General features: G+C 35.4%; 6 protein-coding genes and 1 rRNA gene. All 7 read left to right on the top strand.

Annotated features, from left to right (window positions below; genetic code table 11):
- A 5S ribosomal RNA gene (gene rrf / locus BUC16_RS13110) occupies window positions 1–81 on the top strand; the annotation flags it as partial.
- A gap of 194 nt (window positions 82–275) precedes the next feature.
- Window positions 276–2,657, top strand: coding sequence for a hybrid sensor histidine kinase/response regulator (locus BUC16_RS13105; RefSeq protein WP_073371232.1), 2,382 nt, complete (start codon window positions 276–278; stop codon window positions 2,655–2,657).
- 460 nt (window positions 2,658–3,117) lie between these two features.
- A complete protein-coding gene (locus BUC16_RS13100; RefSeq protein WP_073371231.1) occupies window positions 3,118–4,539 on the top strand; it encodes a glycogen synthase in 1,422 nt (473 codons plus the stop codon).
- The gene (locus BUC16_RS13095; RefSeq protein ID WP_073371230.1) at window positions 4,536–5,816 is read left to right on the top strand and encodes a glucose-1-phosphate adenylyltransferase; all 1,281 of its coding nucleotides are present in this window, start codon (window positions 4,536–4,538) and stop codon (window positions 5,814–5,816) included. The genes BUC16_RS13100 and BUC16_RS13095 overlap by 4 nt, the downstream gene beginning before the upstream one ends.
- A 231-nt stretch (window positions 5,817–6,047) precedes the next feature.
- Window positions 6,048–7,982, top strand: a complete 1,935-nt coding sequence (locus BUC16_RS13090; RefSeq protein ID WP_073371229.1) for an alpha-1,4-glucan--maltose-1-phosphate maltosyltransferase — start codon at window positions 6,048–6,050, stop codon at window positions 7,980–7,982.
- Window positions 7,983–8,039: 57 nt separating this feature from the next.
- Complete coding sequence (gene glgB / locus BUC16_RS13085) at window positions 8,040–9,944, top strand: 1,4-alpha-glucan branching protein GlgB (protein WP_073371228.1); 1,905 nt, start codon at window positions 8,040–8,042, stop codon at window positions 9,942–9,944.
- A gap of 189 nt (window positions 9,945–10,133) precedes the next feature.
- Complete coding sequence (locus BUC16_RS13080; protein WP_073371227.1) at window positions 10,134–12,533, top strand: glycoside hydrolase family 31 protein; 2,400 nt, start codon at window positions 10,134–10,136, stop codon at window positions 12,531–12,533.
- Window positions 12,534–12,885 lie beyond the last annotated feature (352 nt).

Genomic DNA, 12,885 nt, shown 5'->3' with positions numbered 1-12,885 from the left:
CTTCCCATCCCGAACAGAGTAGTTAAGCCCGCCTGCGCAGATGGTACTGCAGTTATGTGGGAGAGTATGTCGTCGCCTTTCTTTTGAAAAACCCTATTCCTATCGGAATGGGGTTTTTTGTTTTATCACGGTTTTTTGCAACTTTTGGGAATAAAATTTGTTTTTTGGAATGGTTTGCTTTAATTTACTTTATAAAAATGCATTTAAAAAAATAAATCGAAAACTAAAAACGACTTTTTATCGTAAATAGTTCTAAGGTTGCAACTTAATTGAGTATGATTCGAATAAAAAAGTTCTTGTTTTCTTTCACTTTGAAAGTGTTATTTTTCATGTTTTTTTTTACTGCTACATATTCACAATATGTTTTTAAAAAGGATACTGTACCTGATGAAATTTCATTGCATCCTTACACTACAATTTCGGATGTTGGTAAAAGTAATTTAGATATCGGTTTTGTAAAGGATAATTACAATTCGTTGAAAAATAAAAAGTTACAAACTGAAAATGATGATTTGGGCTTTACGCAAAATAATTTCTGGACACTTACAGAAATTAAAAATCCAACAAATCGGTCGTTGGTTTACTATCTGGAAACGGCTCGCCCCATCACTGATTTGGTTGAACTTTATTTGATTGATGTCGTTTCCGGTAGCATAAGTAAACAAGTTAGTGGCGATAAAATACCTTATTCCCAGCGAAGTTTTGATAATCGTAAAACCATTTTCAAACTTGAAATAGGGCCACAATCCAGTTTAAAACTATTTTTGCATCTCCAAAGCGATGGAGAAGTAATCAAGGTACCTGTAAAGCTGTATTCTTCAGAAAATTTTATAAAGCAAATCTCAAAAGAGCAACTGATATTTGGAATCTTTTATGGAATTTTGTCCATCGTTTCCATTATTTACTTTTTCTTCTTTTTTGCTTTACGCGAAAAAATATTTTTGTATTATAGTTTGTATGTTATTTTTGTTGGTCTGTTGCAATTTTCGTTGGACGGCTTTTTCTTTCAGTTTATTACTCCTTATGCTGGCTGGTTTTCAAATCATGCGGTATTGTTTATTGCCATCATTGCAGTTTTTTTATCGGGTAAATACAGCGAGTTGTTTTTAAATATTAAAGCAAATAGCAAGAAAATTTACTTTCTGTTTAACACAGCGTATGGATTACTGCTTTTGTTGTTATTCTGTGTGGTTTTTATTCCTTCAATTTTGCTGTTTTCCTATGTTTTGGTCAATGTGCTGACGTTGTTGTTTCTAATTTTGATTGTCTATTCCATAGTTTATCTGTACTACAAAAGAAAGCCTGTTGACTCTTACTTTTCTGTTGGTATTTTATTTTTAATTTTAGGTTTTGGCATATTTATTCTATACAATTTTGGATTGATACCGGTTACCTTTTTTACTCAAAATAGTTCGAAATTGGGAACTGGATTGGAAGTTATCTTTCTTTCACTTTCCATGGCTAATTTGATTCGAAATCTGAAAAACGAAAAGAACGAGCTCAATCGTTTGGCTTTGGCACGTTCAGAAGAAATGAATGAATTAAAGTCCTATTTTTTGTCAAACATCAGCCACGAATTGCGAACACCCTTGAATGCCATATTGAATTTAACGGATTCGATTTTCAACAAAACGAACAACAAAAAGATCAAGAAAAATTGTGATATTATAAAAGATTCTTCCCAGAGTTTATTGAGTTCAGTGAATGATATTCTTGATTTTTCTAAAATTGAGAAGGGTGAATTAAGATTGGAAGAAGCACCATTCAATCCCATTAAAATTATTAAAAGCATAAAAAATAATGTGCGTAATAATGCGGAAAATAAAGGATTGGAATTTCAATTTTCAAAATCTAACACTATTCCTGATTCATTGATTGGTGATCCGTCCCGATTTGCGCAGGTGGTGAATAACGTGTTAAACAATGCGGTTAAATTTACCTCCAAAGGATTTGTAAAATTTGATGTCGATTGTGAAATAAAACCAGATAATCGTGTCAGTTTGATACTAAAGGTTTCTGATACAGGAATTGGAATTTCTAAAGATAAATTGAGCAGTATTTTCGATTCATTTTCGCAAAATGGCATTAACAATAAACGAAAATTTGGTGGTCTTGGACTAGGTCTCTATATTGTAAAGACTTTGGTGGATATGCAAAACGGTACTATCAAGATGGATAGTAAAGTCAATGAAGGTACTACTTGTATCATTACAATTGAATTTGATGTACCGCCGCAACAGGAAATTGAGGTAGTCGTTCCAGAGCCTTCTATTTATGATTTGAAAGGGAAATCTATTTTAGTTGTCGAAGATAATTCCATTAATCAGATGGTGATTAAAATGATTACCAAGAAATGGCTGAATACAACTGTAGTATTTGCCAATAACGGCCAGGAAGGTTTGGATGCGCTTAAAACAAATAAATTTGACATTATTTTGATGGATCTTCAAATGCCGGTTATGGACGGATATGAGGCGACCATTGCTATACGAAATGGCGAAGCTGGAGAACAAAACCGCACGATTCCTATTATTGCCGTGACCGCAGACGTGATGGAAACAACAAAAGAACGCGTCAAGGAAATAGGAATGAATCATTATATATCCAAACCAATTAAAAATGAAATCTTGTATGAGGCGATAAAACATTTAATTTAGACACTGTCCTATAAAGTGTGTAAGTGTTCAGTATGTTAATTCTCAGCTTATAAAAACATTGATTTTGAGTAACAGATACTTAGTTCAATTAAAAAAACCAACTCATTATTTTTTTCAAAACCTATCCAATCCAGATAGGTTTTTTTGTTTTTATCTCCATTTTAAAATTTCTGACAACTTTTAATTAGAATTATAAACAAACAATAAGATGTTAGGAATTCTTAATTAGCGCTTTAATTTTTAGTTATTCGATATGATACTAAGCTGTTTTTATTATTTCAATAAATTTTCAATCTAGTTAGTATTGTATGTTTTTTTTACTAAATTTAGAAAAACATAAATTGAATTTTATTGACAATGTTTTTAATTAACATTTGTTTATACTATTCCACTTTTGTTAGCAGTAAAACAGTTGATAATAATGTTGTTTTAGGAAGAATTAAAAAATAGAATTTCTCAAATGGATATATTTCATATAGGAGCGGAGTGTTATCCAGTGGCAAAAGTGGGCGGTTTAGCTGATGTAGTGGGAGCATTGCCAAAATATCAAAATAGTGCGGGACATCTTGTGAAAGTGGTGCTTCCTTGTTATGAAACCAAGTTTATAGAGGAAAATAAATTTGATAATGTTCACTTGGGTTCTGTGAAATTGGGAAATTTTAATTTTCCTTTCAATGTCTTGAAAGAAAGAACAGGTAAATTGGGTTACGAACTGTACTTGATTGAAATTCCAGAGCTATTCGACAGGAAAGAAATCTATGGTTATGAAGATGATATTGAACGATTTTTGTCATTCCAGATAGCCACATTGGATTGGGTTATTACTAGAAATGTTATTCCAGACGTAATCAATTGTCACGATCATCATACGGGCTTAATTCCGTTTATGATGTTGTATGCCAATAAATATGAAAAATTAAAAAATACGCCTACGGTTATTACAATTCATAATTCGATTTATCAAGGACAATTTGGATTTGACAAGTTGTATTATTTGCCGGAGTTTGATTTGTCAAAAGTTAGTGTTTTGGAATGGGACAACAAGATAAATTCATTGGCGACAGCCATCAAATGTGCTTCGGCGGTGACAACGGTTTCTCCTAATTATTTGAATGAAATCAATCAATCGGCTTTTGGATTGGAATCCTTGTTTAGTCTTGTAAGGGATAAATCAAGAGGTATTTTGAACGGAATTGATATGGAAGTCTGGAATCCTGCAACGGATAAAATGTTGGAAAAAAAATATTCCATCAAAAATTTCAAAAAAGGAAAACAGGAAAATAAAGAAAAGTTGTGCAGTCAATTTGATTTGGATCCGACAAAACCGCTTTTTAGTTTCATTGGAAGATTATTGGAAGAAAAAGGAGCCGATTTATTGCCTCATGCAGCCGCGATGTCTTTGTCTGAAAATTATAAAGGAATTAATATTCTGGTTTTAGGTTCTGGAAACGTGGAAATTGAAAAGCAATTGACCCATTTACAGACTAGTTTTAAAGGAAATTACAATACTGTTATTGGCTATGATGAAGAGTTGGCTCATTTAATTTATGGAGGCTCGGATTTTTTATTGATGCCATCCAGAGTTGAGCCTTGTGGGTTGAACCAAATGTATGCGATGCGTTATGGAACCATTCCCATTGTGCGAAGAACGGGAGGTTTGAAGGATACCGTGATCGATTTTGGAGATGAAGGAAACGGAATTTGCCACGATCAAGCCTCTGTTGGAGACATTTGTTATTCGATTCAAAGAGCGGTAAATTTATACGAGGACAAGAAAAAAATAAATGATATTCGGAAACTAGGAATGGGTATTGACCATTCTTGGGAAAGTGTTTGTCAGGAATATATAGAGGTGTACAATTTAATAATAGAAAAAAAATGAAGACTAAAAGGAAAAATGTAATTGCAATTATTCTCGGTGGAGGTCAAGGTTCTAGATTGTCTCCATTGACAGAAACACGTTCAAAACCTGCCGTTCCAATTGGAGGAAAGTACCGTTTGGTAGATATTCCAATCTCTAACTGCATGAATTCGGATATTTATAGGATATTTGTATTGACTCAGTTCAATTCAGCATCTTTAAATGCCCACATCAAGAATACGTATCATTTCAGTATTTTTAGTCATGCTTTTGTCGATATTTTGGCAGCAGAACAAACTCCTGACAATACAAGATGGTTTCAAGGGACTGCAGATGCCGTAAGACAATGTATGCCCCATTTTTTAAATCATGATTTTGATTATGCCTTGATTCTTTCGGGGGATCAATTGTATCAAATGGATTTGAATGAAATGATTGAGGAGCATATAAAAAACGATGCCGATATTTCTATTGCAACATTACCGGTAAACGCAAAAGATGCGCCTGAGTTTGGAATTTTAAAAACCAATTCCGAAAATTTCATCGAATCTTTCATTGAAAAACCTGCCAAAGAGTTATTGCCAGAATGGACATCCGATGTGAGCGATCAAATGAAAAGTGAGGGAAAACATTATTTGGCATCGATGGGAATTTATATTTTCAACAGAAAATTCTTGTTGGATGTCATGGCAGAATCAAGTACCCAAGATTTTGGAAAAGAAATTATCCCTCAAGCAGTTGGGCACAAAAAAATATTTAGTTTCCAATATGAAGGCTATTGGACAGATATTGGAAATATCGATTCTTTTTTCGAAGCCAATATTGGATTGACAGACGATGTGCCAAAATTTAATTTATTCGACAACGAGAATAAAATAGTGACTCGTCCTCGATTATTGCCACCTACAAAGTTCAAAAAAACTGATTTGGATAGGTCATTGATTTCAGAGGGATGTATCATCAACGCCAAAGAAATTAGTCGTTCCGTAATTGGAATTCGAGCCAGAATAGGTGAGGGAACAACTATCCAAAACACCTATGTTATGGGTAATGATTTCTATCAAAGCATAGATGAAATGAACGAGGATATTAAAAACAATAAAAAGCTGGTTGGAATTGGCGAAAGATGCTTCATAAACAACGCCATTGTCGATAAAAATTGCCGAATTGGCAACGATGTTTACATCAATGGAGGGAAACATTTGGAGCCTGTTTCGAATAATTTATACACCATCAAAGAAGGAATTGTAGTTATCAAAAAAGGGGCAGTTATACCTGATAATTTCGTTATCAAATAGCAGTCAATTTGCTAGAGTTCATATGGGCGTGCCCCTCCGTAAAACTACGGGTCGGGCTGTCTGCTGTATCTTTTGTTCCGCTATCGCTCCACAAAAGGATGCCGCTTCCATCCCTTATGCGAGAAACAGAAAGAGATTGAAGAGTCATGTTGTAATTATTTCGAATTCTTATATGACTTATATGGTTGAAAATTATTTTATCTAAATTTAGTTGACTTTTAAAAACACAAAATGCAGAATCAAACACGAATAGTAATAGAAAACCTTTCGCCTCAAATAGATGGTGGGGCTTATTATATTAAAAGAATCGTTGGACAAACCGTAACCGTTTCGGCAGACGTTTTTTCAGATGGACACGACATCATAGAATGTTGCGTAAAATTCAAACACGAAGCCGATAAAAAATGGGAAGAAGTTCGAATGGTTCCAACAGAAAACGAACAATGGAACGCTACTTTTAAAGTAGAAAAGCAAGGATTGTATTCCTATTTTGTCGAAGGTTGGGTGGATTATGCCTTGAATTGGCAACACGGAACCGAGCGTAAAATTAACGACAACCAGTATGTGAAATCCGAACTCCTGGAAGGTGCCGAATATGTAAAATCGGTCATGAAATTAGCCAGTAATTCCGAGAAAGAATATCTCGAAAAATTGGACGTTTATTTCACTAATGAATCGGATTACGACAAGGCGATTCAAGAAGTATTGTCTGCAGAATTACATCAAATCTTCAAGAAATATCCCATTCGATTCTTGGAAAATAAATCCAAGGAATTGCAGGTCTACGTGGACAGGAAAAAAGCATTGTTCAGTACTTGGTACGAATTTTTTCCCCGTTCCGCTTCCTCGGAAGAAAGGAAACACGGAACGTTCAAAGATTGTGAAAGACTTTTGCCAAGAGTGGCCTCAATGGGTTTTGATACCTTGTATTTCCCGCCGATTCATCCCATTGGCGAAGTAAATAGAAAAGGGAAAAATAATGCCACCAATGCTGAACCTGGAGACGTAGGTTCGCCTTGGGGAATTGGTTCGCAATACGGCGGACACAAATCCACGCATCCCGAATTGGGAACCATTGAAGACTTCAAATCCTTGGTCAAAAAAGCAAAGGAGTTGGGAATCGAAGTGGCGATGGATTATGCATTGCAAGCGGCTCCAGATCATCCTTACGTAAAAGATTTTCCGCAATGGTTCAAATGGCGTCCTGACGGAACGGTGCAATATGCAGAAAATCCCCCTAAAAAATACCAAGATATTCAACCCATTTATTTTGAAAGCAGTGACTGGAAAAATCTTTGGAAGGAATTATTGGATGTGGCTTTGTTTTGGATTGAAGAATGTGATGTCAAGATTTACAGAGTCGATAACCCGCATACCAAACCATTCTTTTTCTGGGGTTGGTTGATTGGCGAAATCAAGAAAAAACATCCCGATGTATTGTTTTTGGCGGAAGCATTCACGCGTCCAAAAATCATGAACGAATTGGCCAAACAAGGATTTACTCAATCCTACACTTATTTTACTTGGCGAAATTCCAAAAAAGAATTAACGGAATACGTTAAAGAACTGACTCAATCCGAACAAAAAGAGTTTTACCGTCCTAATTTTTGGCCCAATACGCCCGACATCAATCCTTTTGCTTTGCAAAACGGGAATGAATCCATTCATCTCCAGAAATATTTCTTGGCGGCTACTTTGAGTTCCAGTATAGGGATTTATGGTCCAGTTTTCGAGTATCGAATTTCGACACCAATGGCTCCAGGAAGAGAGGAATATTTGAATTCAGAAAAGTACGAGTATTTCAAATGGGATTGGGAAAAGGAAAATAAAATTACCAAGCTAATCACCCGAATTAACACGTTTAGAAAGGAGCGAGCTTCGTTGCAACAAACTAATAATATTGTTTTTTGTGCCACAAATAACGACCAGATTTTGGCCTATTATAAATTTGACGATGGTAAACAGGATGAAACCTTGATGGTTGCCAGCCTCGATTCCAATTATACGGCTCAATCAATGGTCTTGCTTCCAAATGAATTATTAGGAAATCTGCCGGTTCATATTACTGATTTAATTACGGGAAATAGCTATATTTGGGAAAATGAATGGAATTATGTGGAGCTTTCTCCAGATTTGCCTTTTCATTTATTCAAGATTCAACGATAAACCACAATCGAATTTAAGATTCGTAAAAAATAAAGCCATTAAATCACCACAATTAAAATGAGTCAAGTACAACCTTATTCCCTATTTACCGATTTCGACATTGATTTATTCAAAGCAGGAAAACATTTCCGATTATACGAAAAACTTGGAGCCCATCTTATTGAAGTGGATGGCGTGAAAGGCACTTATTTTGCAGTTTGGGCACCATCGGCACGTTCTGTTTCCGTGGTTGGGGATTTCAATTATTGGATTCAGGGAGAACACCTGTTGCAAGTGCGTTGGGATTCTTCTGGAATTTGGGAAGGATTCATTCCAGGTTTGGAAAAAGGAACTACTTACAAGTATAAAATTCAATCCAACAATGGTGGTGTCATTACCGAAAAAGCAGATCCATTTGCTTTGTATTGCGAGCATCCACCGCATACCGCCTCCGTGATTTGGGATTTGAATTACGATTGGAAAGACAAAAACTGGATGGAAACCCGTAAAGGCCACAATGATTTGGACAAACCTTATTCCGTTTATGAGGTGCATTTGGGTTCTTGGAAACGTAATGCCGAAGGCAAATTCTTGACCTATCTTGAATTGGCTACCGAGTTGGTCAATTATGTCAAAGAAACCGGTTTTACGCACGTTGAATTTATGCCTATTATGGAATATCCTTATGATCCATCTTGGGGATATCAATTGGTGGGTTATTTTGCGCCGACTTCCCGTTTTGGAAAACCGCAGGACTTTATGGTTTTGGTTGACAAATTGCATCAAGCAGGAATTGGGGTAATTTTGGATTGGGTTCCATCTCATTTTCCAGAGGATTCGCATGGTTTGGGATTCTTTGACGGTTCCAACCTTTTTGAACATCCCGACCGCAGAAAAGGCTACCATCCGGATTGGAAAAGTTTGGTTTTCAATTATGGAAGAAATGAAGTGCGTGCGTTTTTGATTAGCAATGCTATTTTCTGGTTGCAACAGTATCATGTAGATGGACTTCGAGTAGATGCCGTGGCGTCAATGTTGTATTTGGATTACTCCAGAAATGAAGGCGAATGGGAACCGAATATTTTTGGAGGTAGAGAAAATCTGGACACCATAAGTTTCTTGAAAGATTTTAACGAAGCCGTTTATTCTAATTTTGAAGGCGTGCAAACCATTGCTGAGGAAAGCACTTCGTTCTCGATGGTTTCCAGACCAACATTTGTTGGTGGATTGGGTTTCGGAATGAAATGGATGATGGGCTGGATGCACGACACTTTGGAATATTTTCAAAAAGAAACCGTATATAGAAAATACCATCAAAATGATTTGACATTTTCGATGACCTATGCTTTTTCCGAGAATTTTATGTTGCCGCTTTCCCACGATGAAGTGGTGTATGGAAAGAAATCCATTGCAGGTAGAATGCCGGGCGATGAATGGCAGAAATTTGCCAATTTGCGATTGCTTTACGGGTACATGTTCACGCATCCAGGGTCAAAATTATTGTTTATGGGAAGTGAATTTGGTCAAAGTGCCGAATGGAATTTTGAAGGAAGTCTGGATTGGCATTTATTGCAATATGATTTACACGAAGGCATCAAGAAAACAATAACCGATTTGAATGCGTTGTATAAAACCTATCCGGCATTACACGAAAAACAGTTCAGTCCCGAAGGTTTCGAATGGATTAATTATTCTGATCATCAAAATGCCGTGATGTCCTATATTCGAAAAGGACACAATTCGAAAGAGGATGTAGTCGTGGTTTGTAATTTTACTCAAGTTGTTCGTGAAAAGTACCGTATTGGTTTGCCGCAAAAAGGCAAGTTGGAAGAAATTTTCAATAGTGATGCCAGTGTTTACGGAGGTAGCGGGGTTTTGAATTCCAGTAAGTTGGTTATAGAAGCTTCTCCTTATGATGGTCGGGAATATTCGGTTGAATTGACATTGCCGCCATTAAGCGTGACGGTTTACAAGTTCAGTTAAACAGTATATTCGTAAAACTTCATTTTGACTTTTTCGCAACAAAAAAGTCAAAATGAAGTTTTTTATTGTAAAATAAATATCGATTATAACGTTTTCGTGAAAAATATTAATAATTTTATTGAGTATAAAGTATTTTTGTAAATTTGGAAAATAAAGGAAAGATTAATTAGTAGTTAAAAATAGAGAGATATGATTACAAATACAGAATTAGAATTTAAAGGAAACCAATATCCATCAAAGATAGTTTCGATCAAGCACGAGGGAGATTCTGTATATTTTCATACTGACGGTAGTGTCATTTTAAAATTAACGGTATTAAGAGACAGCATGTTGCGTTTTCGTTACACTACAAAAGGATATTTCAGCAACGATTTTTCGTATGCTATTGACAAAAGTCAATTACACGGCTACAATTTTCTTGAGATTACGGAGACCGAGTTGTATTACCAGGTAAAAACCAGTAAAGTTCTGTGTAGAATTTTTAAATTAGATTTGAGAATATCTATTTTCGATTTGAATGAAAATGTTATTCTTGAAGATGAGTTGGGTTTTCATTGGGAAGAGAGCTATGAGTATGGAGGAAATATTGTCAAGATGAGTAAATCATCCAAAGACGGAGAATGTTTCTATGGTCTTGGCGACAAAGCTACCCAAATGAATTTGAAGGGAAAGCGAGTGGAGAATTTTGCCACCGACCAATATGCATTTGGCAAGGATCAAGAGCCTTTGTATAAGGTGGTTCCTTTTTATGTTGGATTGCAAAACAAACAAGCTTATGGTATTTTCTTTGACAATACTTTCAGAACTTATTTCGATTTTTGTCACGAAAGAAGAAATGTAACCAGTTTTTGGGCAGAAGGGGGAGAAATGAATTATTATTTCATATACGGACCCAATATGCATGACGTGGTCACCACTTATACAGATTTGACCGGCAAACCGGAATTGCCGCCACTTTGGGCACTTGGATACCATCAATGCAAATGGAGTTATTATCCAGAAAGCAATGTGAAAGAAGTGGCCGCAAAATTTAGGGAATTGCAAATCCCTTGTGATGCTATTTATTTGGATATAGATTATATGGAAGGCTTTCGATGTTTTACTTGGAACAAAGAATATTTCCCAGATCCAAAACGAATGGTTTCCGAATTGGCCGCAGATGGATTTAAAACCATAGTAATTATTGATCCAGGAATCAAGATTGACAAAGAATATTCGGTATATAAAGAAGCTTTGGAAAAAGATTTTTTCTGCAAAAGAGCTGATGGTCCTTACATGAAAGGAAAAGTTTGGCCGGGAGAATGTAATTTTCCTGACTATACGAATCCCGTGGTTCGTGAATGGTGGGCAGGATTGTTTCAGGAATTAATTTCGGATATTGGTGTGAAAGGAGTGTGGAACGACATGAATGAACCAGCCGTAATGGAAGTGCCAAACAAGACCTTTCCAATGGATGTCCGTCATGATTATGATGGTAACCCTTGTAGTCATAGAAAAGCCCATAATATTTATGGAATGCAAATGGCAAGAGCTACCTATCACGGGGTAAAACGTTTTTCTTACCCAAAAAGACCTTTCGTGATTACGAGATCTGCTTATTCAGGAACCCAGCGTTATACTTCATCTTGGACGGGAGATAATGTGGCAACTTGGGAACATTTATGGATTGCCAACATTCAAGTACAAAGAATGTGTATTTCCGGAATGGGATTTACCGGTTCTGATATTGGTGGATTTGCAGAACAACCTTCGGGCGAGTTATATGCGCGTTGGATTCAATTAGGCGTTTTTCATCCTTTTTGCAGAACGCATTCTTCTGGTGATCACGGCAATCAAGAACCTTGGGCATTTGACGAAGAGGTGATCGACATTACTCGAAAGTTTGTCAACTTGCGTTATCAATTGTTACCTTATTTATATACCATGTTTTGGCAATATATTGAGGAAGGAATTCCAATGTTGAAACCTTTGGTTTATTTCGATCAAGAAGATACTCAAACGCATTATCGAAATGACGAATTTATTTTTGGTAACCAAATTTTGGTTTGTCCTATTCTTGAACCAAATTCATTGGGAAGAAGAATGTATATTCCTCGTGGTCAATGGTACAATTACTGGACTAACGAATTGATTTCTGGAGGTAAAGAAATTTGGGTGGACACCAAGTTTGACCAAATTCCGATTTTTGTAAAAGCGGGTGCCGTAATTCCTAAATATCCGGTACAGCAATATGTTGGAGAATTGGAATTTGACGAATTGATTTTGGATTTGTATTATAAAGAAGGAAAAGAAAAATCATTCGTTTATGAAGATGCACAAGATGGATATGATTATAAAAAAGGCCGTTTTAGTTTGTTGTCATTTCAAACCAACGGAAAAGAAAAAGATTTAATCATTCAATTGCACCAAGAAGGTAAGTACAGTACTAATTATTCGAAGTATAAAATCAATCTTTTTGGACTGCCATTTAAAATAAAAGAAATTGAAATTGACAATGAGAAAATTTCATTTGATTCAAAAGCTTTCGAAAAGCTAAATTATTTGATTGTTGACAAAGGATTTTCTGAGTTGCACATTATTGGAAAATAGATTTCCGAATGCAATTATGGCAATTGGGAGGGAAACTTGTTAACAGGTTTCCCTCTTTTTTTTTATCATTTCGATGTGTTGGGTTTTTATAACCTAAAAAATAACTGATTTTATTTCTTGTTTTTTTGAATTCCAGGGTTTAATAATTCCTTGAGCTTGGTAATTTTTTAAGAGATAGAATTTTGTAATGCAGTACATTACAAATGTTAAAATTTCCGTTTTTTTGTATTATTAAAGAAATCTCCACAGAGTTTTTTGGTAATAATTTCTTTTTTAATGATTTATATATAATCATTAAAATATTTGTTTCCAAAACCTAGCTGGTAATTTGGAATTTTTATCTTACTTTTTT

This window comes from Flavobacterium fluvii, assembly GCF_900129545.1.
Taxonomy (GTDB): Bacteria; Bacteroidota; Bacteroidia; order Flavobacteriales; family Flavobacteriaceae; genus Flavobacterium; species Flavobacterium fluvii.
The sequence above is the reverse complement of the archived record's forward strand: the minus strand, read 5'-3'. Positions and strand labels throughout refer to the sequence as shown.